This window comes from Leifsonia sp. 115AMFTsu3.1, from assembly GCF_004362795.1.
Lineage (GTDB): Bacteria > Actinomycetota > Actinomycetes > Actinomycetales > Microbacteriaceae > Leifsonia.
The window spans coordinates 1,292,997-1,319,346 of record NZ_SNYB01000002.1 but is presented as its reverse complement, the minus strand read 5'-3'; the positions used below and the strand labels follow the sequence as shown (position 1 = coordinate 1,319,346).

General features: G+C 69.7%; 25 protein-coding genes. 11 read left to right on the top strand and 14 right to left on the bottom strand.

The window, feature by feature from the left end; all coding sequences use genetic code 11:
• Positions 1 to 96: 96 nt before the first annotated feature.
• The 6 genes from AXZ95_RS17390 to AXZ95_RS17365 form a co-directional block, all read right to left on the bottom strand.
• A complete protein-coding gene (locus AXZ95_RS17390) occupies positions 97 to 2,028 on the bottom strand; it encodes a cellulase family glycosylhydrolase (protein WP_018191515.1) in 1,932 nt (643 codons plus the stop codon).
• Positions 2,029 to 2,065: 37 nt separating this feature from the next.
• Positions 2,066 to 2,905, bottom strand: coding sequence for a carbohydrate ABC transporter permease (locus tag AXZ95_RS17385; protein ID WP_018191516.1), 840 nt, complete (start codon positions 2,903 to 2,905; stop codon positions 2,066 to 2,068).
• The gene (locus tag AXZ95_RS17380) at positions 2,898 to 3,884 is read right to left on the bottom strand and encodes a sugar ABC transporter permease (protein WP_018191517.1); all 987 of its coding nucleotides are present in this window, start codon (positions 3,882 to 3,884) and stop codon (positions 2,898 to 2,900) included. The genes AXZ95_RS17385 and AXZ95_RS17380 overlap by 8 nt, the downstream gene beginning before the upstream one ends.
• 78 nt (positions 3,885 to 3,962) lie before the next feature.
• Positions 3,963 to 5,267, bottom strand: coding sequence for a sugar ABC transporter substrate-binding protein (locus AXZ95_RS17375; protein WP_018191518.1), 1,305 nt, complete (start codon positions 5,265 to 5,267; stop codon positions 3,963 to 3,965).
• 317 nt (positions 5,268 to 5,584) lie between these two features.
• The gene (locus AXZ95_RS17370) at positions 5,585 to 6,616 is read right to left on the bottom strand and encodes a LacI family DNA-binding transcriptional regulator (RefSeq protein ID WP_018191519.1); all 1,032 of its coding nucleotides are present in this window, start codon (positions 6,614 to 6,616) and stop codon (positions 5,585 to 5,587) included.
• Positions 6,617 to 6,767: 151 nt separating this feature from the next.
• Positions 6,768 to 8,507 carry a PucR family transcriptional regulator gene (locus AXZ95_RS17365; protein ID WP_026307225.1) on the bottom strand — a complete coding sequence of 580 codons (1,740 nt, stop codon included), beginning with the start codon at positions 8,505 to 8,507 and terminating at the stop codon, positions 6,768 to 6,770.
• A 92-nt stretch (positions 8,508 to 8,599) separates the two neighbouring features.
• Between AXZ95_RS17365 and AXZ95_RS17360 the strand changes: the two genes are divergently transcribed.
• The 4 genes from AXZ95_RS17360 to AXZ95_RS17345 all read left to right on the top strand — a co-directional run bounded on the left by AXZ95_RS17360 (position 8,600) and on the right by AXZ95_RS17345 (position 13,739).
• On the top strand, positions 8,600 to 10,096 hold the full coding sequence (locus tag AXZ95_RS17360) for a CoA-acylating methylmalonate-semialdehyde dehydrogenase (RefSeq protein WP_018191521.1): 1,497 nt from the start codon (positions 8,600 to 8,602) through the stop codon (positions 10,094 to 10,096).
• Positions 10,093 to 11,529 carry an aspartate aminotransferase family protein gene (locus AXZ95_RS17355; protein ID WP_018191522.1) on the top strand — a complete coding sequence of 479 codons (1,437 nt, stop codon included), beginning with the start codon at positions 10,093 to 10,095 and terminating at the stop codon, positions 11,527 to 11,529. Before AXZ95_RS17360 ends, AXZ95_RS17355 begins: the two co-directional genes overlap by 4 nt.
• A 108-nt stretch (positions 11,530 to 11,637) precedes the next feature.
• Positions 11,638 to 12,732, top strand: a complete 1,095-nt coding sequence (locus AXZ95_RS17350) for an NYN domain-containing protein (RefSeq protein ID WP_026307226.1) — start codon at positions 11,638 to 11,640, stop codon at positions 12,730 to 12,732.
• Between the two features lie 56 nt (positions 12,733 to 12,788).
• Positions 12,789 to 13,739 (top strand): NADP-dependent oxidoreductase, encoded by a 951-nt coding sequence (locus tag AXZ95_RS17345; protein WP_018191524.1) that lies wholly within the window; start codon positions 12,789 to 12,791, stop codon positions 13,737 to 13,739.
• Between the two features lie 30 nt (positions 13,740 to 13,769).
• On the opposite strand, the gene AXZ95_RS17340 is transcribed toward AXZ95_RS17345, so the two are convergent.
• The 3 genes from AXZ95_RS17340 to AXZ95_RS17330 are packed head-to-tail and all read right to left on the bottom strand — an operon-like array spanning position 13,770 to position 14,777.
• Positions 13,770 to 14,060: a DUF4287 domain-containing protein gene (locus tag AXZ95_RS17340; RefSeq protein WP_018191525.1), complete on the bottom strand. Its 291-nt coding sequence runs from the start codon at positions 14,058 to 14,060 to the stop codon at positions 13,770 to 13,772.
• A 2-nt stretch (positions 14,061 to 14,062) separates the two neighbouring features.
• Positions 14,063 to 14,398, bottom strand: a complete 336-nt coding sequence (locus tag AXZ95_RS17335) for a hypothetical protein (protein WP_018191526.1) — start codon at positions 14,396 to 14,398, stop codon at positions 14,063 to 14,065.
• A 1-nt stretch (position 14,399) separates the two neighbouring features.
• Complete coding sequence (locus AXZ95_RS17330) at positions 14,400 to 14,777, bottom strand: hypothetical protein (protein WP_018191527.1); 378 nt, start codon at positions 14,775 to 14,777, stop codon at positions 14,400 to 14,402.
• An 85-nt stretch (positions 14,778 to 14,862) separates the two neighbouring features.
• On the opposite strand from AXZ95_RS17330, the gene AXZ95_RS17325 reads away from it, so the two are divergent.
• The 3 genes from AXZ95_RS17325 to AXZ95_RS17315 all read left to right on the top strand — a co-directional run bounded on the left by AXZ95_RS17325 (position 14,863) and on the right by AXZ95_RS17315 (position 17,704).
• Positions 14,863 to 15,108, top strand: a complete 246-nt coding sequence (locus AXZ95_RS17325; protein ID WP_018191528.1) for a hypothetical protein — start codon at positions 14,863 to 14,865, stop codon at positions 15,106 to 15,108.
• A 27-nt stretch (positions 15,109 to 15,135) separates the two neighbouring features.
• Entirely contained in the window at positions 15,136 to 16,536 is a 1,401-nt protein-coding gene (locus AXZ95_RS17320) for an MFS transporter (protein WP_018191529.1), read from the top strand.
• Between the two features lie 490 nt (positions 16,537 to 17,026).
• A complete protein-coding gene (locus AXZ95_RS17315) occupies positions 17,027 to 17,704 on the top strand; it encodes an alpha/beta family hydrolase (RefSeq protein WP_018191530.1) in 678 nt (225 codons plus the stop codon).
• A 9-nt stretch (positions 17,705 to 17,713) separates the two neighbouring features.
• Here AXZ95_RS17315 and AXZ95_RS17310 read toward each other — a convergent pair whose 3' ends face one another.
• Positions 17,714 to 18,175 carry a hypothetical protein gene (locus AXZ95_RS17310; RefSeq protein WP_018191531.1) on the bottom strand — a complete coding sequence of 154 codons (462 nt, stop codon included), beginning with the start codon at positions 18,173 to 18,175 and terminating at the stop codon, positions 17,714 to 17,716.
• A 110-nt stretch (positions 18,176 to 18,285) separates the two neighbouring features.
• Here AXZ95_RS17310 and AXZ95_RS17305 point away from each other — a divergent pair, with 110 nt between their 5' ends.
• Both AXZ95_RS17305 and AXZ95_RS17300 read left to right on the top strand, forming a co-directional pair.
• Positions 18,286 to 18,825 carry a sugar O-acetyltransferase gene (locus AXZ95_RS17305; RefSeq protein ID WP_018191532.1) on the top strand — a complete coding sequence of 180 codons (540 nt, stop codon included), beginning with the start codon at positions 18,286 to 18,288 and terminating at the stop codon, positions 18,823 to 18,825.
• 125 nt (positions 18,826 to 18,950) lie between these two features.
• The gene (locus tag AXZ95_RS17300; RefSeq protein ID WP_026307228.1) at positions 18,951 to 20,027 is read left to right on the top strand and encodes an endonuclease NucS domain-containing protein; all 1,077 of its coding nucleotides are present in this window, start codon (positions 18,951 to 18,953) and stop codon (positions 20,025 to 20,027) included.
• Between the two features lie 83 nt (positions 20,028 to 20,110).
• Here AXZ95_RS17300 and AXZ95_RS19905 read toward each other — a convergent pair whose 3' ends face one another.
• Positions 20,111 to 22,345, bottom strand: a complete 2,235-nt coding sequence (locus AXZ95_RS19905) for a LuxR C-terminal-related transcriptional regulator (protein ID WP_018191535.1) — start codon at positions 22,343 to 22,345, stop codon at positions 20,111 to 20,113.
• Positions 22,346 to 22,484: 139 nt separating this feature from the next.
• Positions 22,485 to 23,096, bottom strand: a complete 612-nt coding sequence (locus tag AXZ95_RS17290; RefSeq protein ID WP_026307229.1) for an LON peptidase substrate-binding domain-containing protein — start codon at positions 23,094 to 23,096, stop codon at positions 22,485 to 22,487.
• 35 nt (positions 23,097 to 23,131) lie between these two features.
• Here AXZ95_RS17290 and AXZ95_RS17285 point away from each other — a divergent pair, with 35 nt between their 5' ends.
• The gene (locus AXZ95_RS17285) at positions 23,132 to 23,629 is read left to right on the top strand and encodes a DUF427 domain-containing protein (RefSeq protein WP_043742471.1); all 498 of its coding nucleotides are present in this window, start codon (positions 23,132 to 23,134) and stop codon (positions 23,627 to 23,629) included.
• A 13-nt stretch (positions 23,630 to 23,642) separates the two neighbouring features.
• On the opposite strand, the gene ychF is transcribed toward AXZ95_RS17285, so the two are convergent.
• Together ychF and AXZ95_RS17275 are read right to left on the bottom strand one after the other, a co-directional pair.
• Complete coding sequence (gene ychF, locus AXZ95_RS17280) at positions 23,643 to 24,716, bottom strand: redox-regulated ATPase YchF (protein WP_018191538.1); 1,074 nt, start codon at positions 24,714 to 24,716, stop codon at positions 23,643 to 23,645.
• A 53-nt stretch (positions 24,717 to 24,769) separates the two neighbouring features.
• Positions 24,770 to 25,516 (bottom strand): class I SAM-dependent methyltransferase, encoded by a 747-nt coding sequence (locus AXZ95_RS17275; protein ID WP_026307231.1) that lies wholly within the window; start codon positions 25,514 to 25,516, stop codon positions 24,770 to 24,772.
• A gap of 172 nt (positions 25,517 to 25,688) precedes the next feature.
• On the opposite strand from AXZ95_RS17275, the gene AXZ95_RS17270 reads away from it, so the two are divergent.
• Positions 25,689 to 26,270, top strand: coding sequence for an exonuclease domain-containing protein (locus AXZ95_RS17270; protein ID WP_039731421.1), 582 nt, complete (start codon positions 25,689 to 25,691; stop codon positions 26,268 to 26,270).
• The last annotated feature ends 80 nt before the right edge of the window (positions 26,271 to 26,350 follow it).

The following is a 26,350-nucleotide window of genomic DNA, read 5'->3' as shown; positions in this document are numbered from 1 at the left end:
GTCCGCAAACTTTGCACGCGACACGCCCCGCTGATGTCCAAAGTTTGCGGACTCGACGGTGGGCGGAGAGTTGCGAGAGACGGACGGCCGGAGGAGTCAGTCGAGGGCGAGGAGGCGGATCGCGACGCCGTAGGGGTCGAGCGCGATGGACGGGGATGCGTCGCCGTCGAGCGTCCGCAGCTCGCCGCCGGCGACGGTCGGCTCGACCGTGACCGCGGTGTCGTGCTGCGACACGAAGAACACGAAGCGGCGGCCGTCCTCGTGCACCAGCGCGTCGGTGAACACGCGCGGGTCGTCGAGCCGCACATCCCGCTCCACGTCCGCGACCACGGCGAGCGCGTCGTACAGCCGCCAGGTCTCCTCCGGGTTCACCCGCCCCTGCGCCGACGCGAAGAACTCGAGCGGATACGTGCACAGCACCGCGCGCCCCGCGCCGTGATCGCGCACCACGACAGCCGGCCGGCCGTGCGCATCCACCGCGACGACGCGGCCCGAGGTCGCGAGCACCGGAAGGTACGTCCGCCCGTTCTCGTTGCCCGCCGCCGCGAACGACAGCTCCGTCCCGGCCGCGATCGACCCGAAGTCCTCGGTGAACCGCAGCGTCACGGTCGCGTCCGTCACCGGCTCGGCGAGCCCGTACGCGCTGTCCATCCTCACGCCGAAGAGCTCCTCCGTGTGCGCCCACCAGGGCCCGCGCTGCACGCCGCTCGACCCGTGCGAGTACGACGCGTACACGGTCGCCCCCTCGCCTGCCAGCGACACCAGCTGCTCCCACGAGGTCGCGCACAGCTGCTTGACCGACGGCAGCAGGTACAGGCCGTACCCGGCCGGCAGACCGCCGTCCTCCTTCTCGCGCACCACCGCGACAGGGATGTGCGCCTCATGCGCTGCGACGTAGGCCTGCTCCCCCGTCGCCACGATGTGCGCGCGCTCCTCCTCCTGCGTGAACGGGTAGTCCTCGGCGAGGTGCGAGGGGACGACGAGCGCCGCATCCACCGGCGCCCGCCGCACCGACGGCAGCTCGATCGCGGCCAGGTCGGCAGCGAACCGCGCCAGCTCGCGCAGCGGCGGCTTGGGGTTGCCGTGACGGTCGGTGATCCCGAAGTGCATCTCGAAGGGATGGTGCGAGTACGGCCGCTGATCGGCGAGGTCGTCGTAGTCGGTGTTGTTCCACGCGATCCATCCGGTGGCACCGGCCAGCAGCGTCGAGTACAGCAGCTGCCGGTAGTAGGAGGCGGCGCCCGCGTCCGAGACGAAGTCGCTCGTCAGGCCGAACTCCTCCATGATGACGGGCAGTCCGTCGGTCGCCGCGAGCTCCGCGATGAACGCCGCCTTGAGGTGCTGCCGCACCTGGTCGGTCTCCATCCGGTACACGTGGGGGCCGATGAAGTCGGTGAACTTCGCCAGGTCGCGCACCGAGAACCCGTTGTCGTGACCCGTCGTCTCGATGCCCCAGGCACCGTCGCCGACGGCGACCGGCTGCGTCCCGCCGCCCGCGCGCACCGCATCCACCAGCAGCGAGGCCCACGCGTCGACGATGGGACGCGGCGCCTCCCCTCCGTAGATCGGCACCTCGTTGGTGAGCAGCCATCCGGCGACGGCGGGATGCGCGGCGAACCGCGACGTCAGCTCCCGCACGTACCAGGCCTGCCGTCCGACGAACCAGACGTCGCTGTACAGGTCGCGGCCGTCGCGCCACGCCGGATCCCAGTTCTCGCCGGACATGTGCCCGACGAGGAACGTCGGGACCGTCGTCATCCCGACCTCCGTGTGCGCGTCGAGGAAGTCGGCGAAGTTCGCCATGCACTGCTCGTCGAGGGAGTCCGGAGTCGGATGGAAGTCGGGCCAGTAGAAGAAGGAGCGGGTCATGTTCAGGCCGTGCTCGGCGAGCACACGCAGCTCCTCCCGCACGACGGCCGCGTCGTAGCGCGTCCACATCAGCGGGCCGCCGGTGCGCGACCAGAAGTTGGCGCCGAGCCACACCACGGGGGCGTCGTCGACCTGCAAGACCGGGGATGGGCGATCCATGGTGCCTTTCAGAAAGAAGAGGGGATGCGGTCGCGCGTCACTTCACCGCGCCGGCGGTCAGACCGGCGACGAAGTTGCGCTGCAGCAGGAGGAACGCGACGACGATCGGGATGGACACGACCAGCGACGCCGCCATGATCTGGTTCCAGTAGACGTTCGTCTGGGTCGAGTAGAGCTGCAAGCCGACCGCGAGCGTCCTGTTCTCGTCCGTCGTCATCACGGATGCGAACAGCACCTCACCCCAACTGGTCATGAACGAGTAGATCGCGACCGCGATCAGACCGGGGCGGGCAGCCGGCAGCACCACGTGCCACAGTGCGCCCATGGGCCCGGAGCCGTCGACCTTCGCGGCCTCGTCGAGGTCGCGCGGGATGCCGTCGAAGTATCCCGCGAGCATCCAGATCGAGAACGGCAGCACGAACGTGAAGTACGTGATGATGAGGCCCCACCGGGTGCCGACCAGCTGGATCCCGGTCGCCTGGTTGATGTTCACGAAGATCAGGAACAGCGGGAGAAGGAAGAGCACACCGGGGAACATCTGCGTCGACAGCACGGTCGTGGTGAACACGTTCCGGCCCTTGAACCGGTAGCGCGACACGGCGTACGCGGCGAACACGGCGATGACCAGCGAGATCAGGGTCGCCGCGCTCGACACGATGAGCGAGTTCACGAAGTACGACGCCAGCGGGACGGTCGACCACATGTCGATGAACGGCTGGAACGTGATCGTCTGCGGCCACCAGGTGAACGCGGACTGCACCTCGGAGAGCGGCTTCACCGACGACGTGATCATGACATAGAGCGGCACCACCGTGAAGACGGTGAGCACGGCGATGGTGACCCAGCGGAAGACGTGGGAAGAGCGGGTCTCACGCATTGCGGTTCCTCCGGTTGACGACGAGCAGGTAGACGCCGGTCACGACCAGCAGGAACAGCAGCAGGAGGACGCTCATCGCGGCTCCGGAGCCGAAGTTCCAGGTCAGGAAGGAGGCGTTGTAGATGTGGAACGAGATCAGGTCGCCTGCCGCGGGTTGGGCTGTGCTCCCGAACAGCACGAATGGCGTGTTGAAGTCGTTGAAGGTCCACAGGAACATGACGAGCAGCAGGACCGAGTTGACCGGCCGCAGCATCGGCAGCGTGATCGCGCGCCACTGCCGGAAGGGCTTGGCGCCGTCCACCGCGGAGGCCTCGTACACCTCCGACGGGATGGACTGGAGACCCGCCATCAGCATCAGGAACGCGAACGGCCAGAGCCGCCAGATCGCGACGATGACGATCGACCAGAAGGCGTTGCCGCCGATCAGCCAGAACGGCTTGTCGCCCGGCAGCCCGAGGTTGTCGAAGAGGAAGTGGTTGATCGCGCCGGTGTCCTTCTGGAACATGAACTTCCAGGTGATGATGCCGGCGTACAGCGGCAGCGCGTACGGCACGAGGAACAGGGTGCGGAAGAACGCGCGCCCCCGGAACCGGCCCTGCAGGGAGACGGCTGCCGCCATCCCGAGCACCCAGGAGAGGCCGACGACCAGGATGGTGAAGCCGACGGTGACGAGGAACGACCGGAGCAGCCCGGCGCCGACCGACCCGTTGAAGTCGAGCGCGACGGCGTAGTTCTTCAGGCCGACGAACGGCGCCTCGCCCCAGTTGGCGATGTAGAACTTCGTCAGCTGCGTGAAGCTGATCCAGATGCCGGTGAGCATCGGGACGACGTGGATGAGGAGCTCGAACACGATCGCCGGTGCGAGCAGGATGAACGGCAGCCACCATCCCTTGGGGCGGCGGCGCTTGGGCTGGGGCGGGGCAGCTGCGGCAGCCGGCACGGTGCGCGCTGGGCCGCGGACGTCTGTCGTCGTCGACATGGGTCTCCTTGGGGGTGTGACTGTCCGCCGGGCGGGACGCGGTGGCCGCGCCCCGCCCGACGAGCTGGTTTCCGGGTGTCAGCCGCCGAGCGACTGCTTGACCTGGTCCTGTGCGTTCTTCAGAGCCGCCTTGATGTCGGCGTCGGAGACCGTGCTGCCGGTGGCGATCTTGGCGAACATGTCGTTCATCGCCTTGCCGACGGTGTTCTCGAACTGGTCCTCGGCCGGCACCAGCGGGAGCGGCTTGGACATGTCGTTGTAGATCTTCTGGAACGTCGCCGCCTCTTCGGCGTTGTCGGTGAACACCGGCTTGGCGTCCTGCAGCACCGGCAGGCTGGCGTACGGCTTGCCCAGCGTGGTCTGGACGTCCTCGCTCGTCATGTACTTGACGAACTTGAGCGCCGCATCCTTCTGCTTGGTGTTCTTGAAGATCGACAGGTTGATGCCGGCGATGAAGGTGGCGATGTCCTTGCCGCCCTCGGGAGCCGGGAACGGGACGACGCCGTACTGGTCGTTCTTCATGCCGTTGGCGACGATCGAGGCGTCCGCGTTGTTCTGGCTGAGGATCATCGCGACCTTGCCGGTGGCGAAGTCGTTGACGGCCTGCACGCCGTTGTCGTACTGCGCGTTCGATGGGTTGACGACCTTGTCGCTCTGCATCAGGTCGAGGTAGCGCTTGATGCCGTCGATGTTGGCCTGGCTGTCGAACGTCGGGTTGCCCTTCTTGTCGAACCACTCGCCGCCGTTCTGGGCCGAGTTGATGAACGCGAAGTGGACGTTCTCGGTGTAGCTGCCCGCTGCGAGGGCGAAGCCGTACTGGCTGCCGTTGGTGAGCTTCTTCGCCGCGGCGACGAGCTCCTCCCACGTCGTCGGCGGCTGCACGCCGGCGTCCGTGAACATCTTCTTGTTGTAGTACAGGCCGTATGCCAGGCCGTACAGCGGGACGCTCGTGACCGGCTTGCCCTCGGCGCCGCCGGTGTCGAGCGCGGCCTTCACGAACTTGTCGCTGCCGCCGATCGCCTTCATGTTGGCGTCGTCGAACGGCAGGAACGCTCCGGTCGCCTGCAGGGAGGCGGCCCAGGTGTTGCCGATGTTCAGCACGTCCGGGCCCTGGCCCGAGGTGACGGCCGTCTGGATGCGGGTCTGCAGGTCGTTCCAGCCGATGACCTCCAGCTTGACCTTGATTCCGGTCTGCTTCGTGAAGTCGTCCAGGACGGGGGTGAGGACCTGCTTGTCGTTGTCGAGGCTGGTCCCCTGGTTGCTCGCCCAGTACGTGAGTGTCGCCCCGCTGGACGACCCTCCGGATCCCGAGCTGCTGCAGCCCGCGACCACGAGCGAGACCGCTGCGGCCAGTGCCGCGACGGCGATGGCGCGTTTCCTCATTGTGACTCCTTCGTCTCTTGATGGGGGGGGCGATCCCGGCCCTGGTGCGAGAGCCGGACGCGGGAGCGCCACGCTGAGCCTAACTTAACCGGTTCAGGTGTCAATCCTTGACTTCACCTCGTCCGAGGGTATACCGGCCGGTCGCCCCGCCCGTGCCGCCCCGCGCGCCCCGCGCGCTGCGCGCCGCCCCGCGCTGCGCTGGCCGCCAGGATCTGGCCGTGAGGTGCACGTAGTGGCGGTCGGCTACGGCGTGTCGCCCGCAACTACGTGCACCTCGGCAGGCGGCAGAGCGAGCGGCGAGCGCAGCGAGCGCGCGCTCAGCGGGCGGCGTGCTCGCCGGCGCGGATGCTCGTGGCACGCGGCACGAGGCGGCTCGGCCGCGCGCGGCGGTCGAACGCCGGACGGCCGGCGAGCTGGTCGAGCAGCAGCCGCGTCGACCGCCGCCCCTGCTCCTCCGGGTACCGGTCGAGCGCGGTGATCGGGCGGGTTCCGAGGCGGCAGAGCAGGGAGTCGTCCCAGCTGACGATGGCCACATCCTCACGGCCGGCATGGTTGAGCGCCGTCTGTGCGCCCAGGGCGAGCAGGTCGTTCGAGGTCAGCACCGCGGTGATGGATGTGTCGGTCGCCAGCAGCTCGGCGGCGACCCGCTCCCCCGACTCCATCGAGTAGTCGGAGACCGCGAACGAGAACTCGACGCCGAACTCCCGCCCGTGCGCGGCGACGGCGTCGCGCCGGTCCTGCTCGTGCTCGAACTCGGCGGGTCCCGCGATGTGCAGCGCGCGTCGGTGGCCGAGGGAGGCCAGGTGCTCGACGAGCAGTCCGGCGTCGGCGCGCGCGTCGTAGAGCAGCACCTTGCCGGGCGCGACCGCCTCCCGGTTGCCGTGGAGCACGAACGCGAGGCCGAGCTCTTCCAGCAGCTGCGGGCGCGGATCGTCGAAGGTGATGTCGAAGAGCATGACGCCGTCCACCCGCGCCTCCGCGCTCCAGCGGCGGTAGGCGGCGACCTCCTGACCTGCGTCCGTGCCGACCATGCGCAGCAGCAGCGACTGCCCGGTCTCGGACAGTTCCGACTCGACCCCGGCGAGCAGGCTCATGTAGTACGGCTCGGCGCCGAGCAGGCTCGGGTCGCGACGGAGGACGATGCCGATGGTGTCGGACCGCGCCCGCGACAGGGCACGCGCGGACGAGCTGGGATGCCATCCCAGCTGCTCCGCCAAAGCCAGCACCCGCTCGCGCGTCTCGTCGCTCACTCCGGGCAGCCCGTTGAGCGCGTACGACACGGACGCCTTCGAGAGCCCCAGCTGGTCGGCCAGCCCCGCGATGGTCACGCGCCCCGCTCCGTTGCTCACGGCCGCCTCCCTTCATGGTGCGCGGCCAACAATACTTGTTCGCGCGTTTCGCGCACCCGTCGCATCGTGCGAGAGCGCTCAGGTGGCGAGGGGATGCGTTCGCAGGCACGACACGCGAGACTCGGCACGGATGCCGCAGCAGCGGCCGCCGTCAGGTCGCCGCGCGACCCCGCGCCAGCACCGCGGCGTGAAGGGCCGCGACAGTCTCGCCGTCGTCCAGATCCATCCCGAGCAGCTCCTCGATCAGGGCGATCCGCTGGTAGAAGACCGACCGGGACAGGTGGCTCGCCGCCGCCGCGCGCGTGCGGTTCCCGGGGTGGCTGAGGTAGGCGCGCAGCACCTCGACGAGGTCTCCGCCGGTCGCCAGGTCGTACTCGATCAGCGGCCGCAGCAGCTGCTCGGTGTGCTCCAGCAGCCGCGGATCGCTGCCGAGCGCGTTGACGAGCCGCAGCAGCGGCCGATGCTGAACGCGCTGGATGTGCGGCTTCCGCCCGAGGCGCGCGTCGGTCCGCGCGGCGGATCCGGCCGCCAGTTCGACCGCCTCCTCCAGCGACGACAGCAGCCCGGTGATCCCGCGCGCGTCCGACCCGACGGCGACGACCGCGGCCGGGTCGTCGAGCCGCACCGACCCGACGGCGTCCGCGATCGCGCCGAACAGCGCATCCGCGAGCTGGCGGCCCGGCCGCGCGGACACGGCGACGACGAGTGTTCCCGGCTGCTCGGGATGCCGCCCGGCCACCGCGTCGGCACCCGCCGTCCGCGCCGCCTCGACGGCTCGCGCTGCGGCCGACACGGGCAGCGTCCCGGAGCGCAGCCGCACCGCCACCCCGGCGACCAGCCGTCCGGAGAGCGGGAAGCCCGCCGCCTCGAACCGGGCGGTCACGCCGCCCTCCCCCGAGAACCGCCGGCCGATCAGCGCCGCGAGCAGCGCGTCGTGGCTGCGCCGCGTCCACTCGTCGTCATCACGGTCGGAGAGCCGGCTGAGCGCGAGCGCGACCGCGGCCTGCTCCAGCACATTGGAGCGCCCGGCGGGATGCGGATCCCCGGGCAGCGCGACGAGGTGCCCCCAGCGCATGCCCCGCGCTTCGACCGGGACGATCGTCCACCCGCTCGCGCCCGACCGGTGGGCCGCGCGCGAACGCTGCTCCCAGTCGGCGAGCTCGTCCTCGCCTGACGTGTTCGCCCCGCCCGAGACCGGGCCGCCGCCAGCCGCTGGGCCGCCGGCCCCTAGCCCACTGGCCGTCAGCCCACTGGCCGCGATCACCCGGTGGCCGGTGTCCTCCAGCACGACCGGCGAACCGAGCACCCGCGCCGCCTGCTCCACGATGAAGTCGGCCGGACTCCCCCGCAGGCTGAGCCCGGTGAAGAGCGCGTGGATGTCGTCCCGCGCCCGCAACGCCACCATCTGCTCCGCGATGATGCGCGAGTGAACGGCCTCCGTGATCGCGACGAAGCGCGCCTCGCGGTGGAGGACGACGAACGGCAGCCCGGCCGCCTGGAACTCCTGGACGAGCGCGGCGGGCGCGCTCGGCATCAGGGGTCCGAGTTCTAGCACAAGGCCGGCGACGCCGGCATCCACGAGCACGCGTCCGAGCCGGCGCAGGGCCGCGGCGTCGGCGGGCCAGCCGACGCCCGTGGCGAGCAGCAGTTCGCCGCCGGAGCCCAGCCGGGCCGCTTCGGCCGTCTCGGCGACGTGCACCCAGCGAACCGGCGCATCCAGCCGATCCCGGCCGGTCAGCACCTCGGGCAAGGCGACGGCGACCGGCTCCATGCGGAGCACCTCGCGCACCGTCGGCAGCACCGACGACGACGGCACGACCGGCCGCGCCGCGCCGCCCGAGCCCTCCGGACGAACTGTTCGGACCGCGTGCGGGTCCCGACGATCTGGCATCGCTCCTACCGCCTCTGCTCTGTGATCATTGGGAGGAAAGCTTACTGTCACCGCCGGGCAGAACGTCCGGCGAAACCGCGAGGAGGATCCCCGTGGCCCTGATCCGCCACTTCATCGCCGGCGAAGAGACCGCCGCAGAGTCGACCGGCGCCCTGCGCACCGGCCCGGTGTTCAACCCGGCCACCGGCGAGCGCCAGCACGAGGTCGCCCTCGCCGACGCCGCCGAGACCGAACGGGCGATCGCCGCCGCGCGTGCCGCCTTCCCCGCCTGGCGCGCCACCAGCCTGACCAAGCGCGCCGACGTGATGTTCCGCCTCCGTCACCTGCTCACGGAGCGTCGCGACGAGCTCGCCGCCATCGTCACCAGCGAGCACGGCAAGGTGCTCTCCGACGCTGCGGGCGAGATCGGCCGGGGGCTCGAGAACGTGGAGTTCGCGAGCGGCCTGATCGACAAGCTGAAGGGCGAGTACAGCGAGCAGGTGTCCACCGGCATCGACGTGCACAGCGTCAAGCAGCCGGTCGGAGTGGTCGCCTGCATCACCCCGTTCAACTTCCCGGTCATGGTGCCGCTGTGGATGGTCGCGAGCGCCATCGCCTGCGGCAACACCGTCGTGCTGAAGCCGAGCGAGAAGGACCCGAGCGCCTCCGTGTTCCTGGCGAAGCTGTTCCGCGAGGCCGGGCTGCCGGACGGCGTCCTCAACGTCGTCCACGGCGACAAGGAGGCGGTGGACACCCTCCTCGACTCCCCCGACGTCGCCGCGGTGAGCTTCGTCGGATCCACGCCGATCGCCCGCTCGATCTACCAGCGCGCGTCGGCGAACGGCAAGCGCGTCCAGGCGCTCGGCGGCGCCAAGAACCACATGGTGGTGCTGGCGGACGCCGACATCGACGCCGCCGCCGACGCCGCGGTCTCGGCCGCCTACGGCTCCGCCGGCGAGCGCTGCATGGCGGTCAGCGTGGTGGTCGCGGTCGGCGACGTCGGCGACCGGCTGGTGCCGGCCATCCAGTCGCGCCTCGGCGCGCTGCGCATCGGGCCGGGCACGGATGCGGCCAGCGAGATGGGCCCGCTCATCACGCGCGAGCACCGCGACAAGGTGGCGTCGTACGTCACAGGCGCCGCGGCCGAGGGCGCGACGGTCGTGGAGGACGGCACCGCACGCGCGTTCGACGGCGACGGCTTCTTCGTCGGCGTCAGCCTGCTCGACAACGTGAAGCCTGGCATGAAGGCGTACGACGACGAGATCTTCGGCCCGGTGCTGTCAGTGGTGCGCGTCGACACCTTCGACGAGGCGATCGAGCTCATCAACGGCAACCCGTACGGCAACGGCGTCGCGCTGTTCACCCGTGACGGCGGGGCAGCCCGCCGCTTCGAGTTCGAGGTGGAGGTCGGGATGGTCGGCATCAACGTGCCCATCCCCGTCCCGGTCGGTGCCTACTCGTTCGGCGGCTGGAAGAACTCGCTGTTCGGCGACTCGCATATCTACGGACCCGAGTCGTTCCACTTCTACACGCGCAGCAAGGTGGTCACCACGCGCTGGCCCGACCCCCTGCACTCGCGCATCGAACTGGCCTTCCCGGGCAACGCGTGAGCGAGGAGACGACGATGACGGACACCATCCCGACCACCGGCACCCGGACCGGCTACCGCGACCGGCACGGCGTCGAGCATCCGTTCGGGGATACGGCGGCCGAGCGCCAGGTGCGCAGCGACGACCGCGCGCACGTCTTCCACTCGTGGAGCGCCCAGGCGAAGATCGACCCGCTGCCGATCGCCGCGGGCGAGGGCTCCACGTTCTGGGACTACGACGGGAATGCGTACCTCGACTTCAGCTCGCAGCTGGTGAACCTGAACCTGGGGCACCAGCATCCCGACCTCGTCGCCGCCATCCAGCAGCAGGCGGGCCGCCTCGCCACGGTGCAGCCGTCCATGGCGAACGACGTGCGCGGCGAGCTCGCTCGGCGTATCGCCGAGGTGGCTCCGGGGACGCTCAACAAGGTCTTCTTCACCAACGGCGGGGCGGATGCGAACGAGTACGCGGTGCGCCTGGCGCGCGCGGTGACCGGCCGCCGCAAGGTGCTGTCGATGTACCGCTCGTATCACGGCGGCACCTCGACCGCGATCGCCCTCACCGGCGACCCGCGGCGCTGGGCGAACGAGCCGAGCGACCCGTCGGTCGCGCACTTCTTCGGCCCGTACCCCTACCGGAGCGCGTTCCACTCGACCTCGCCCGAGGAGGAGACCCAGCGCGCGCTGGAGCACCTCGAGAACGTGATCGTGCTGGAGGGCGCCGGCACGATCGCGGCGCTCATCGCCGAGACCGTCGTCGGCACGAACGGCGTGCTGGTGCCGCCGCCCGGGTACCTCGCGGGCGTGCGCGAGCTGTGCGACCGGTACGGGATCGTGTACATCGCCGACGAGGTCATGGTCGGATTCGGGCGGATCGGCGAGTGGTTCGCCGTGGATGCGTTCGACGTCGTGCCCGACCTGATCACCTTCGCGAAGGGCGTCAACTCCGGGTACGTACCGCTCGGCGGCGTCGTCATCTCGGACGCCATCGCGGCGCGGTTCGACGATGTGGCGTTCCAGGGCGGCCTCACCTATTCGGGACACCCGCTGGCCTGCGCCGCCGGTGTCGCGACCTTCGACGTGTTCGAGCGGGACGGCATCCTGGAGCGGGTGCGCGACCTCGGCTCGCGCGTGGTCGAGCCGGAGCTCCGGTCGTGGCAGGAGCGGCACCCATCGCTCGGCGAGGTGCGCGGCCGCGGCCTGTTCTGGGCGCTGGAGTTGGTGCGCAACCGCGAGGCGAGGGAGCCGCTGGTGCCGTTCAACGCGGCGGGACCGGATGCGGCGCCGATGGCCGAGGTCGCGGCGGCCTGCAAGGCCGCGGGCGTCTGGCCGTTCACCCACTTCAACCGCGTGCACGTCGCGCCGCCGCTGGTCATCGAAGAGGACGAGCTGCGTCGTGGTCTCGCCGCGATCGACGCGGCGCTCTACGTCGCGGACCGCTACGCGCGGGTCTGACCGGCGAGTGGATGGGCGGCACCTGGTGTCGTCCATCCACAGCCGCAGCTTGTGCACATCTTGCTTCCCGCCGGTCGGCTCACGGCGGCCGCAAGCTATCGTGGCAGCATGAGTGAACCCGGAGACGGCCGTGTCGCTGTCTACATAGACTTCGACAACATCGTCATATCCCGTTACGACCAGGTGCACGGTCGTGGCTCCTATATGCGCGATCGGCCCAAGTCGAGTTCGACCGCGCCCAAGGCGGGCTTCGCCGAGAAGCTGGCGGAAGCGCGCGTCGACCTGGGTGCGGTGATCGACTTCTCCTCGTCGTTCGGCACGCTGGTGCTGACGCGGGCGTACGCCGACTGGTCGTCCGCCGTCAACGCCGAGTACCGCGGCCAGCTCGTGGGCCGCGCGGTCGACCTCGTTCAGCTCTTCCCGGCCGCCGCCTACGCCAAGAACGGCGCCGACATCCGGCTCGCGGTCGACGCGGTCGAAGACCTCTTCCGGCTTCCCGAGCTCACGCACGTCGTCATCGTCGCGGGCGACTCGGACTACATCCCGCTGGCCCAGCGGGTGAAGCGCCTCGGGCGCTACGTGATCGGGATCGGCGTCGCCGGCTCGACTGCGAAGTCGCTCGCCGCGGCGTGCGACGAGTTCGTCAGCTACGACGACCTCCCCGGCATCGCCCGTGACGAGGCGGAAGACGCGGACGACGTCGAGGTCGCGGCCGTCACCGAGCCGGTGACCGCGGTCGCCGCGAAGCCTGCGGGCGACCGGGCCGAGACGGATGGCGCCGCTGCCGAAGCCGGGGCGGTGGATGCGTCGGCTCCAGCCGCCGAGCCTGCCCAGCGGCCGAAGCGCGGCAGCCGCAAGCGCGCGGCGACCACGACCAGCGCCGACGACGCGGACGAGGAGCAGAGCGAGGACCCCCAGCACGTGGCCACCCGCCTCCTCGCCCGCGCCATGCAGCTCGGCCACGAGAAGGACGACTCGCCGTGGCTGCACAGCTCGACGGTCAAGGGCCAGATGAAGAGGATGGACCCGTCCTTCAGCGAGAAGGCCCTCGGGTACCGGTCGTTCAGCGACTTCATCAAGTCGCGCGGCGACCTGGTCGAGCTCGACGACAGCTCGACCGCCCAGATGCTTCGCCTCGCACCGACCCGCCCGCGCCGTGCCCGGCACAGCGGCCGCGCTGCGGACCGCGTCTCCGCCACCTGAGACACCGTCGTGCGCTTCTTGAGCCGGCGCACAGCCGACGGGAGTTGACTGCGACCATGGCGAGCCAGAAGACAGCACGACAGTGGCGAGCGACCCGCTGGGGCGGGCCGGAGACATGGGAGTTCGCGGAGGTCGAGGTTCCGGAACCTCGGCAGGGCGAGGTCACGATCGAGGTCCGCGCCGCGGGCGTCAATCCGGCGGACTACAAGCACGTGTCCGCACCCCGAGAGGGCCTCGAGCTCCCGGTCCCGATCGGCTACGAGGTCGCCGGCGTCATCGCGGCCATCGGTCCGAATACCGAGATCGCGTCCGGTGGCCGGGCCGTCGGCGACGCGGTCGTCGCGTTCCGCATCCAGGGCGGCTATGCCACCGCCGTCACCGTCCCGGCGAAGGACGTGTTCGCCAAGCCCGCTCGGCTGGCCGACGAAGAGGCCGCGAACCTGCTGCTCGTCGGCACGACGGCCGCCCAGATGCTCGACGTGACCCACGTGCGCGCGGGCGAGACCATCCTCGTGCACGGAGCATCGGGCGCGGTCGGCGTGAGCATCCTCCAGCAGGCGGCCGAGATCGGCGCACGCGTCATCGGAACGGCGAGCGAAGCGAGCTTCGCCCGAGTGCGCCGCTTCGGCGGCCTGCCCATCGCATACGGACCGGGGCTCGCAGAGCGGGCGACCGAGGCCGCCCAAGGTCCCATCGCCGCGGCGCTCGACACGGTCGGAACCGACGAGGCGATCGACGTCTCCCTAGAACTCGTCCCCGACCGGCTGCGCATCGTCACGATCGTCGCGGCCCAGCGCGCACAGCAGGAGGGCTTCCACGCCGTCTTCGGCGCGCAGCCGGAGAGCCAGGCGTTCCGCGATTCCGTGCGCGGCCCGCTCCTCGAGCTGGCCGGCAGCGGCCGCCTCCAGGTCCCGATGGCGCGGACGTATCCACTCGCCGATGCGCCGGAGGCCCTCGCGTTCCTGAAGGAGGGACACCCGGGCGGCAAGCTCGCGCTGCTGCCCTGAGCGCGGCCAGGCGGACCGTGAGGCAAGGATTCAGCCGGCGGGCTTGGTCGCCTTCCCGTCGAGCCACAGCGTTGCCGACTCGTCCCGGTGCACGCCGTCCGTCCCGACGAACTTCGTGTCGATCTGCGGGCCCTTGGTGATCACATGCACCATCGCCATCCCGTGTCCGCGCCCCAGCCCGTAATCGTCCTTCAGCCAGGCGAGGATCTCACCCGCCTTGGTGCCCGGGCCGAACCCGCGCTCCCCCGCCTCCGCGACCAGTTCGCGCGGCGTCTTGCCGGTCTTGTCCTCGACCGCGTCGAGATACGCCTGGAACGACATCCTCAGTCCCCTCTCTCGTCCCGCTCGACGATCGCTTCCGCCTCCGCTTCGGAGACGACCACCATTCCACCGGTGCGCTGGCTCGTGCGCAGGAGCACATCCATCCACGTGTCGTTGAGTCGCGGCGGCTTGGTCCCGCTGAACACGAACGCGAGCGGGATGTCCCGGCTGATCCAGAGGCTCACCCGGCCTCCGCCGAGCTCCGCAGGGATCTGCCAGTTCAGCAGGAAGCTCTCGTGGCGGCGCAGCTTCGTGACGACGGCGATCTTGACGTGCGCCAGGGTGCGGTCGTCGAACTCGTACTCCTGCGGCGCGGTCCCGTAGACCAGCCTGCCCACGTCACGCCCCCTCGCGGCGCTTGCCGTTCCTCGTCCGGCTCGCCCGGTAGGTTCCCTCCGGAATCTCTTCGCGGATCTCCGCGCGCAGGTCGTCCTCGAGCATCAGCCCGGAGTTGCTGTTGGCCCTCTCGCCGAGGATGGTCAGCCAATCGCGGTTCAGTTCCGGCAGCTCCGGCCGCGCGAACACGAACTGCAGCGAAATGGAGGGGTCGAGCCAGATCGACCGCAGCACACCCTCCGCTCCGGCCGTGCGATCCGTCCAGATGAGGAGGAAGCCCTCCCGGCGCCGCAGCTTGGTCTGGACCACCGCTTGGAGGTGCGCGAGCACCCGGTCGTCGAACGTGAAGCCGTCGGCCCCGTCGTAGATCAGCGTTCCCACGCGAGTCCTTCCTGTCGGGATCACTTTCTCCAAACCACCGCGCGCCGTCAAGTCACGGTTGTGCGAATCGCCGTAAAGTCCGGTCATGGACGCACTTACGCGAACCATCAAAGCGGCCCTCCTCTACGAGGACGGCCGGACCCTCGACAGCGTCGTGGTCGTGCCCCTGATCGGCGGGTGCCCTCCCGGCGAGATCCGCGTCGCCACCCTGTTCGCCGGGGCCCTCGCCTACGACGTGTACGAGCTGGCCGACGAGGAGGAGTACTCGTCGATGCCCGCCTACCCCTACCGCTCCACCGTGCCCGTCACGACCGAGGACCTCGACGACTGATCGCGCGATCCGGGTAGCGTGGACCGAGTGACCCGCTCCGACGATCCTGCGCGCCCGCGCACGGGGGCGGCCGTCGCCGCGCTCAGCCTCGGCACGCTGCTGAACCCGCTCAACTCGTCGATGATCGCCGTGGCTCTCGTGCCGCTGCAGCACGACTTCGGTGTGGATGTGACAGCCGTGACCTGGGTCATCACGTCGTTCTACCTGGCATCGGCCGCCGGCCAGCCGCTGATGGGCCGGCTCGGCGACCGCTTCGGCCCGCGCCGCCTGTTCCTGTTCGGGATGCTGGTCGTCGTCCTCGCGTGCGCGCTCACGCCGTTCGCCGGGTCCCTCGCCGCGGTCTGCGTCGGCCGAGTCGCTCTCGCGGTGGGGACCGCGACCGCGTTCCCCTCGGCGATCGCCCTGCTGCGACCGCTCGCGGCGGCCTCCGGGGTGGGGACGCCGCGACTGCTCGGCCGCATCCAGATCGCCAACACTTCCGGCGCCGCGATCGGGCCGGTGCTCGGCGGCGCATTGATCACGTTCCTCGGCTGGCAGTCGATCTTCTGGGTGAACGTGCCGCTGGCCCTGATCGCCTTCGTCGGCGTGTGGTTCTTCGCACCGGCGGACGCCGAGCGGGAGCGGGTGCCGCTGGCGCGCACCCTGGCCGAGTCCGACATTCCGGGCATCCTGCTGTTCATCGCGACCCTCACGTCGCTGCTGATCTTCCTGCTCGACCTCGAACCGCAGCCGCTCTGGTGGCTGCTGCCGGTGTGCGCCCTGGCCGCCGCGCTGTTCGTCTGGCGGGAGCTGAGCACGGCGCACCCGTTCCTCGATCTGCGGCTGCTGGCGGCGAACCGGCGCCTGCTGCTGGTGTACCTCAGCTTCGCGATCTTCAACGTCGTCTACTACTCCGCCTTCTTCGGTCTGCCGCAGTACCTGCAGACGCACGGAGGCTACAGCGCGGGCGTTGCCGGGCTGCTGATGTTCCCGCTCGCGGCCGTGACCATCGTCGTCACGCCGCTCGCCGCGCGCGCGATCGAGTCCGTCGGGCTGCGGCCGACGTTGATCACCGGTGCGATCGCGCTCGTCGTCGGGGCCGCCCTTCTCGCCGTCGCCGCCGCGACGACGGCACCCTGGGTCGTGCTCGTGCTCACCGCGGCGCTCGGCATCCCCTACTGCGTCGTGAGCATCGGGATGAATCAGGCGCTCTACTCGGCGGCCCGCCCGGAGGACAGCGGCGTGGCTGCGGGCATCTTCCAGACGTCGCGCTATGTCGGGGCGATCGTCGCGACCACGGTGCTCGGGCTGCTGTTCAGCGGTGGGACGACCGCGGGCAGCTGGCTGACGGCCGTCGGCGTCGCGACCGTGCTGGCGGTGGTGCACCTGGCGCTGCTGGTGTTCGTGCGGCCCGGGCGGGCGGGGCGTGCGGCCGCCGCTGCCTCCTGACCGCGGCTGCTGGCGTCTTGGCCTGGGGGTCGCAACACGCCGTTATGGGCGCGACAGAACGGCGTGTTGCGACCCACAGACGGTCGGCCGGTCGCCTGCGCTCAGGCGACCAGGGTGGTGCCGGGGGGCACCATGCGCTGCTGGGCGATCGACGACGCGCGACAGAGCGGATTTCGGCAGCCCACCGCGACCGTCACCACTGCCCATGCCCCGCGTGACGTCGGCACCAGCCGCCGTTCCGCGGAGATCGGCCCTCCGCACACTCTGCACACCCGTGAGTCCGCGACCATCGTGATCATCCCCATCCGACCCGTGGCGCCCGCATCGCCTCTTCCATGGTCCGCCCGGCGGCGTGCGGAAGCAAGAGTTGCGACGAATGCCGGGCGGTCGGGATGTGCGCAATTCCGTCCCCAGCGGACGTCCTCTCCCCCTTTTCCACAGTTCCCTCGCCGACCGTCCCCCGCTGAACCGAACGGGTAGCGTCGACTCCATGCAGATCGACGTCCCCACCACGGTCGGCCCCGGCCGCCTGACCGTCTCCGCGGCCGAACACCCCACCGCAGTGCTCTGGCTGGGCCACGGCGCCGGCGGCGGCATCGAGGCGGCCGACCTCGCAGTGCTCACCTCCCGGCTGCCCGGGGAGGGCATCACCGTCGTGCGCTACGAGCAGCCGTGGCGTGTCGCGGGCAAGCGCGTGGCCGCCCGCCCGACCACCCTCGACATCGCCTGGCAGGAGACCGCGCCGCGGGTCCGGGAGCTCGCGGGCGACCTTCCCCTGGTGACCGGCGGCCGCAGCGCGGGCGCGCGCGTCGCCTGTCGGACGGCGACGGTCCTTGGCGCTCGAGCTGTCGTCTGCCTTGCGTTCCCGTTGCACCCGCCGGGCAAGGCCGACCGGTCGCGGCTCGACGAACTGCTCGAGCCGGTCGTCCCTGTGCTCGTCGTCCAGGGCAGCGGCGACCCGTTCGGGTCAGCGGCTCTCGTCGCCTCCGAAGTGGGTGCGGCGGAGGTCGGCGCGTCGCCCGCCACGGCAGCCGATCGTATCCGGGTGGTGGAGGTCCCGGGCGCCGATCACGGCATGAGGGTGCCGAAGGCGTCCCCGCTGGGCGCAGCCGGTGTGCGAGACCTCATCGCTTCGACCGTCGCGGAGTTCGTCCGCGCCGTCGTGTGACGGAGGAGGTCAGTACTCGCCCTTGATCACGAAATAGGACCCGCGGATGGTCCCCGCGAGCCGGGACTTCTGGCGCGCGAACTTGAACGACGACAGCTCCTCCGGCACGTCCATCCCGTCGGAGAGCTTGAAGCCGACCGCCCGCTTGCCGCCCTCGGCGAGCGTGTACATCACGTTGATCGACAGCCCGGACTCGTAGAAGACGTACGTCATCCGCATCCCGTCGGCCTCGAAGTTCGTGGCCTCGAGCGCCGGAGAGCCGATGACGATGCCGCGCTCCTCCTTCAGGACGCGCGCGACCCGGTCCACCGCATCCTGCTCTTCCTCCGCGGTGCCGACGGTGAAGACGTGGTCGTACTTGTTGCGGTAGTACCGCGCTTCGTTCGCGCGGAGGCCGGCGAGCGCGTCCGCCACGGGCGACGATTCGAGCCCGACGGTGGAGACGTTCTCGAAGTCGACGACGTACGGCATGGGTCCTCCTGGATGTGCGGTGTCGAGCCTTACCGTAGCGTGCGTCGCGCTCTGGGCGCGCGCTGGCGTGTCCGCTGCGCGCACGCTCGGCGCCGCGTCAGGATCGTGGGGTGTCCGAGCTGCTGATGCGCATCCAGAGTCTCGAGTTCCAGGCGATGTCCGAGCGGGTGCTGGAGGTGACCGCGCTCACCTCGCGGCTGAACGTCCTCCCCTTCGACGACGAGGACGGCAAGTCCGCACTGTTCGAGCAGATCCTGGGCCGCCCGCTCCCGCCACGGGTGACCATCCACCCGCCGTTCTTCACCGACCACGGGCGCAACCTGGAGCTGGCGGAGCGGGTGTTCATCAACCAGAACTGCACCTTCCTCGACTACGCGGGCATCACCCTCGGCGAGCGCGTCATGGTCGCCCCCAAGGCGACCTTCATCACCGTCGGCCACCCCGTCGACACCGACGACCGCCGCATCTGGTTGACCGGCGGCCCCATCACGGTCGAAGAGAACGTGTGGATCGGCGCGGGAGCCACCATCCTCCCCGGCGTCACCATCGGCCGCGACTCCGTGATCGCCGCGGGCGCGACCGTCGCGGAGGACGTGCCCGCGCGGACCCTGGTCGCCGGTCCGAAGGCGGCGGTGCTGCGGAGCTGGTGAAGGGGCCGGCACCGCGCTAGCGGCATTCACCCCGGCTAAAGTCATCTCGTGATCCACAAGGTGGGCTCTCCGAAATCGGAGACCTTCTCTTGCGGCCTGGGCAATTCAGAGTGGAGCGACGATCGATGCCAGTGGAGATGCGGATGTGGCGGATCGACGGTCGAGAACTCAGGCCTCTGACGGCCGCAGCACTTCCCACCGAGAACGAACTGCACCAACTGCTCAGGCGGGACCCGTCCCTTCTAGGAACTCCTCTGCTGGTCATAGGCAGCGAAGTCATCACGCCGTTTGGGAAACGACTGGACCTGTTGGCGATAGATGCCGACGGCAATCTCCACGTGCTCGAACTCAAACGGGATCGAACGCCACGAGAAGTTGTTGCGCAAGTGCTCGATTACGGCTCGTGGGTGACCACGCTGTCGCGGGACGACGTCATCGACATCGCCAGGAAGGAGCTCGGCCAGCCCTTCGAGGCGGCATTCGAGGAGGCCTTCGGCGTTGCGCCGCCCGACGAGATCAACGGGGAGCTTCAGCTCACTGTGGTCGCCTCTGCCTTGGACCCGAGCTCCGAGCGAATCGTTACGTACCTTCGCAGCTTCGGGGTGCCGATCAACGCCGTTTTCTTCACCTACATCGAGGACGACGGTCGGCGCTACCTCGCGCGGTCGTGGCTGGCAGCGTCCGACGAGCGATCAGCAGGCGGCGGTCCGAATTCCGCCTCAAAGCGGGCAACGTGGAACGGACTCGACTGGTACGTCTCCTTCGGTGGAGACCGATCCTGGAATGACGCCCGCAGGCTTGGCTTCGTCTCGGCCGGCGGTGGCAAGTTTTACAGTCAGACGATCCGTGCGTTGCCTGAGGGCGCCCGGATATGGGTTCACATTCCACAAACCGGTTACGTCGGCGTCGGCACAGTCACCGGGTCCCCCGTTAGATTTGCTGACGCGCGCGTAGACGTCGAGGGAAGCATCGTTCCTCTCGCGAGTCAGCCCCTCGTCGGTTCCTACGTTCATCCAGACGCCGAGTCGGATGACGACGACGAGTGGGTCGTGCCGGTTGCGTGGACGCGCACGGTTCCGGAGGAAGACGCGTATTGGGAGAAAGGCCTGTTCGCCAACCAGAACAGCGCGTGCAAGCTCAGGCAGGAATTCACCCTCGACCGACTCGCCCATCATTTCAACATGCTGGGCGACGGCGATTGAGTCCGCGAAATGAGGCGCAACGGCGACGGCCTCTTCCCTGAGTTCGACGTCCGCAGTAGCGACGAGCACGCCCGCCGCCCGCGTCAGACCGGCGTGAGCTCGGTCGCCTTGCCGAGGAGCTCCAACTCGACCCCCCGCCGCACCGCCTCCGAACGCGACGACACCCCGAATTTCTGGAAGATCGCGCTGATGTGGGTCTTGACCGTATTGGGCGAGACGTAAAGGCGCTGTGCGATCTCCGGTCGGGTGAGGTGAGTCTGCAGGTAGGGAAGCACACGCTGTTCGGCTTCGGTCAGCGCCACGGAGTCGGCACGACGCTCCCGCGTCCGCGTGTGCTCGGCAAGCAGGTTCCGGGCGAACGCTCTCCGTGTGTCCAAGGCGTCGCCTGGGAGGCCCGGGGGAAGGACTTCATCGATCTCATCGAGGAGGATCCGGGCCGCATCCGCATCCCCGACGGCCAATTGCGCACGGACGAGGAGCAGCCGGGTCGGGATGCTGAGGAGCGGCACGGCGCTCCCGCATCGTTGGCGTTCTGACATGGCCCTCGCCAGGTACCGTCTCCCCGACAGGGTTCGGCCGGCATGGAGTTCCAGACAGGCGGCGGACGCGTGCGCGTACGCGGACATGACGTAGCCTTCGATGCCTCCCGCCCGGATGGTGTCCAAGGCTCTCTGGATGTGCGGCGCCGCCTGCTCCCACCCTCCGGCCTCGATCGCGAGGAAGGCGAGCTCGGACTCGCAGATCACGATGGAGGCGGGATTGCCATGGACGCTGGCGATGTGGATCGCCTCACCGAGCACGATCCTGGCACGCTCTTCATAGCCGGCATGGAGCAGGGTGCTTCCGAGTATCTGAACGGCGGGGTCTCGCCACGGACTCTCCAGCGGCTCGACCTCAGCCGCGAACTCCGCGTCCTCGAGGGCTGATTCGATGCCGTCGCGCATCATGATGGCCCGGATCATCGCCTTCGCCGACGCGACATTGATTCCGGCGGCTGCAGCGTCATCGGGGACCATCCCCAACAGGGTGCCCCACTTGCGGGCGTCGTCATCCGATCCCGCGAGGACCGCGAACCAGGCGAAGACGACAACGGCTGACGGGTTCGCCAGGAGGTTGGCGTCGCCGATCTCACGCAGCCACCGGCCGAGTGTCCCGCTCTGGCCCGCCTCGTAGGCCGGGAGACCGGCGGCGGTCACGAGGGCCGTCGCGGTAGGGAAGTCCCCCGCCGCGATGGCATGATCGATGGCCGCGGGGAGTTGCCCGCGCTCGGCGAACCACTGCGATGCTCGAGCGTGCAAGGCCGGCACCAGCGAGGCGGACTCGAGCTGCAGCTCATCCGACAGGTACTCCCTGAACAGGGGATGCAGGCGGAACGCGCGGCCGTCCACGTCCGCGGTGACGAAAAGCTGGCGCGATTCCAGGTCCCGAAGGATCCGGATCGAATCGTCACGTTCCAGCACGGCATCGCACAGGTCCGGGATGTGGGTGCTGAGGATCGAGGTGCGGATCAGAAACTGGCGGGTGTCCTCCGGGAGGTCGCGCACGCATTCTCGATAGAGGTAGTCGGCGAGTGCGCTGTGGTCGCTCGTGACGGCGAACGGCCGGCTTCTGGAGAGCAGTGCGTACATGTGCAGCCCGGCCGCCCAGCCCTCGCATCGCTCCACCCAGTCCTCAAGGATGCTCTGGTCCACGTGAGCGCCCGCTTCGTCGGCGATCCGCGCCGCCCCCTCGAGGTCGATGCGCAGCTCGGCCGCCCCGACCCTGGCCGCCGACATCTCGACGCGACCTCGGGCCAGGGCCGCCAGATGCTGCCGGCTCGCCAGCACCACCTGTGATCCCGCCGGCACGCGAGCCAGAGCAACCTCCAAGGCGTCGATGCACCCGACCGTTCTCAGCACGTGGACGTCGTCGATGAACAGGACGAATGGGCGTTCGCACCGTGAGAGCGCAAGAGCCAGCGCCGGGGCGAGCCTGCTCAGCACTCCCGTCTGGGTGGTCGCGATCTGCGTGAAGACCGACTCGGCCTCCGATGCGAACGCCGTGCACACGCGGGCCAGGAGGCGGATCAGCGCCGCCGGATCGTCATCGTCTTCGCGGAGTGTGAGCCAACCGGTCGCCCGATCTTCGTCGTGTTCCCATTCGGCGAGGAGCGACGTCTTCCCGTAGCCGGCGGGCGCCTCGACCGTGACGATCCGGGAGGTACTGGCGCGCAGCGATTGGATGAGGTCCTGCCGGCGAACATAGGCCGGGTCGAAGAGCGGAGCGGTGGTCTTGCTCTCGAAGAGCAGAGTTTCCAGATCGTCGTTCGCCGAACCCATCCGATATCCCATCGCCGCACGGGCTGGAAGGCTCGTGCGAGCCACCAGGACATAACCGCATCACCTGCATTTATACCGGGGAGGCCCGCCGCCATGGAGAAAGTGATTCGTCACCCACAATGAAGCGGGAATCCACGCGTCAGACGCCTCCCTCGGCGGACCCGAGCTCCTCGACTTCGATGACCAGATCGATCGTCTGACGCAGGAGACCTCCCAACGATGTCGATCTCAGCAGGGTATACCTGTCGTACTCGCCCAGCGGGGCGATCGCCGCCAGTTGCCACGCTGCTTCGACGGGGTCGTTCGACAGCTCGATGTCGGCATCCGACGGCGGCTCCGCGACGCGGGCGACCACGCGGCGGACAACCGATTCTGCCTCGGCCCGTAGAGGATCGAGAGCCTCGGACCACTCCAGATCCGGCAGCATCGAGAGCTCGGCCCGGGGATACGGGTCGTCGTCGAGCCATCGCTCGACCGTGAACCGCCGGGTCCCCACGCCGACGATGAGCAGGTCGTCGGCGCCCACGGCGGCGCTCACAAGACGCGCCATCGTTCCGACCGAGGCGCGCTGGTCGCCTCCCCCGGCTTCGAATCCGCGCTCGATGAGCACGACGCCGAACTCGAACCCCGGTTCGACCTCGTCGAGCAAACGCCCGACCAGCGTGAGATACCGAGGCTCGAACACCCGCAACGGGATGGTTACGGAGGGAAACAGCACGGATCCGAGCGGGAACATCGGTGAGGCGGCCATGCTCCAGTGAATCACCGCGGACGTAGAGTGAACAGGTGCCCCGACCGCGCCCCGAGATCCCCGGACCGGGTCAGGAGTCTGTGTGGGACTACCCGAGGCCGCCGCGAATCGAGAGCGTCGCCGTGCCTGTCACGATCCGTCTGGGCGGGCAGCTCATCGTCGAAACCCGGGACGTTGTCCGAGTGCTCGAGACAAGCCATCCGCCGGTCTACTACCTCCCGATAGCGGACTTCGCGACCGGCGCCCTGGTCGACGCCGACGGCTCGTCGTTCTGCGAGTTCAAAGGCACCGCACGCTATTTCGACGTGCGCGGCGGAGGCGAGATTCGGCCCGCGTGCGCGTGGAACTACCCGCATCCGTCGCCGGGGTTCGAGCCGCTCCGCGACCGCGTCGCCGTCTACGCCCAGCAGATGGACGAGTGCACGGTCGACGGCGAGGTCGTCACGCCGCAGCCCGGAGACTTCTACGGCGGCTGGATCACTAGAGCCGTGGTCGGACCCTTCAAGGGGTCGCCCGGGTCACGGCACTGGTGAACGCCGGGGCCACCTACACGTTGAAGCGGAACTCCACCACGTCGCCGTCCTGCATGACGTAGTCCTTGCCCTCCATGCGCGCCTTGCCGCGCGAGCGGGCCTCGGCGACGCTTCCGGCATCCATCAGGTCGTCGAAGGAGATGACCTCCGCCTTGATGAAGCCCTTCTCGAAGTCGGTGTGGATGACGCCGGCCGCCTGCGGGGCCTTCCAGCCCTTGTGGATGGTCCAGGCACGCGATTCCTTCGGGCCGGCCGTCAGGTAGGTCTGCAGGCCCAGGGTGTCGAAGCCGATGCGGGCGAGCTGGTCGAGGCCGGACTCCTCCTGGCCGGTCGACGCGAGCAGCTCGGCGGCGTCGGCCGTGTCGAGGTCGATGAGTTCCGACTCCAGCTTGGCGTCGAGGAAGACGGCCTGCGCGGGCGCGACCAGGGCGGCCAGCTCGGCTCGACGGGACTCGTCGGTGAGCACATCCTCGTCCACGTTGAAGACGTAGATGAAGGGCTTGGCGGTGAGCAGGCCCAGTTCGCGGACCGGCTCCAGGTCGATCGACGAGGTCGACAGCGGCTTGCCAGAGTTGAGGTACTCGATCGCGGCGCGCGCGGTCTCCAGGACCACCGGCTCCAGCTTGCGGCCCTTGACCTCCTTCTCGTACCGCTGCTCCGCCTTCTCGAGGGTCTGCAGGTCGGCGAGGATGAGCTCGGTGTTGATGGTCTCCATGTCGCCGGCCGGGTCGGTCTTCCCGGCCACGTGGACGACGTCGGCGTCGCTGAACCCGCGCACGACCTGGGCGATGGCGTCCGCCTCGCGGATGTTCGCCAGGAACTTGTTGCCCAGGCCCTCGCCCTCGCTCGCGCCCTTCACGATGCCGGCGATGTCGACGAACGACACCGGAGCGGGCACGGTCCGCTCGCTGTGGAACAGCTCGGCCAGGCGATCCAGCCGCGGGTCGGGCAGGTTCACCACGCCGACGTTCGGCTCGATGGTCGCGAACGGGTAGTTCGCGGCGAGCGCGTCGTTCTTGGTCAGCGCGTTGAACAGGGTGGACTTGCCCACATTGGGCAGCCCGACGATTCCGATAGTGAGAGCCACGGTCGTCCATTCTACGGGGCGGGTGGGTTGCGACCGGCCGACGGTCGGGCGGCTCAGCCCTCCAGCGTGGCCCGGTAGCTGCGGGTCACGTACGGCAGCTCGAAGGTGTCGCGCCCGGCGAGGTCGGGATGCTCGCGAGCGAGACGCCGCAGCGACTGGATCACGGCGGCCTGGCCGTCCGAGTCCTTCGTGATGAAGTAGCTGCGGGAGCGCGCCAGATCGAGCAGGCCGTCGACGGTGAGCGCCTGCACCCAGCGGGTCTCGTGACGTTCGAGCGGACCGAACGGCGGCGGCACCACCGGGTCGGCCTCGTCGTCGAACACGGCCGAGCCCGCATCCATCAGCTCCCCCAGCTCGCGCACCCAGCCGACGCTCTCGTCGCGCTCGTTCCAGACCAGTCCGAGCCGGCCGCCGGGGCGGAGCACGCGGGCGACCTCGTGAACAGCTCGGTCGGCGTCCACCCAGTGCCACGCCTGAGCGACGACCACCAGCCCGAAGGCGTCGTCCGGCAAGGGGATGCGCTCGGCGGCGCCCTCGCGCGCATCCACGTCGGCGAGACGCTCCTGGAGGACGCGCAGCATCTCGGGCGACGGGTCCACAGCGGCGACCTCGAGTCCGCGCTCGACGAGCGATGCCGTGAGCTTGCCCGTCCCTGCGCCGAGGTCGAGCACCGGCCCCTCCACCCCGTCGAGGAGCCAGCTGACCGCCTCCGCCGGGTACGTCGGCCGGGCAGCGTCGTAGAGGTCGGCGGCGCGGTCGAACGAGGCGGCATGGAGGTCGCGCTGCTGACGGGATCGCATGCCGCCGATCGTACGCGTCGCGACCGACGCACGCCCGGCCGCGCGGTTGAGGTGCACGTAGGTGCGCATTCACACGGCGTGTCGACCGCAACAACGTGCACCTCGCGGCGGGATGCGGCGGCGCGCGGGCGGGATGCCGGGCGGCGTCGGTGGGCCGTGTCAGCATGACGACGTGACCCTGGACTTCACCGCCATCGACTTCGAGACCGCCAACTCCTCCGCCGCATCGGCCTGCTCGGTCGGACTCGTCAAGGTCAGGGACGGCAAGGTGGTCGATCGCGCGGGATGGTTCATCCGGCCGCCGCTGGGGCACGACGTCTTCCAGGAGTGGAACGTGCGCATCCACGGCATCCGGCCCGAGGATGTGGCCGACGCGGCGGGCTGGGTCGACCAGCTGGCCGATCTGGTCGAGTTCGCGGAGGACGACCACCTGGTTGCCCACAACGCGGGCTTCGATATGGGCGTGATCCGGGCCGCGTGCGCGGCGACCTTCGTCGCCTGCCCGGAGTACAGCTACCTGTGCAGCCTGCAGGTCGCGCGGAAGACGTACCACCTGGAGTCGTACCGCCTTCCCGTCGCGGCGATGGCGGCCGGGTTCGAGGACTTCGCGCACCACGACGCGCTGGCGGATGCCGAGGCGTGCGCGGCCATCATGATCCACGCCGCCCGGCGGCACGACGCGGCCACGATCGCCGACCTCGCCGAGCTGACCGGCGCCCGGCTCGGACGCATCGGCGTTCCCATCGCCGCCTGATCGAGTCGCGACATGATGCGGCGATCCGCCGCGGATTGGAGCGATTCCGCACGTCTCGGCGGGACGGGATCGGACTCGCG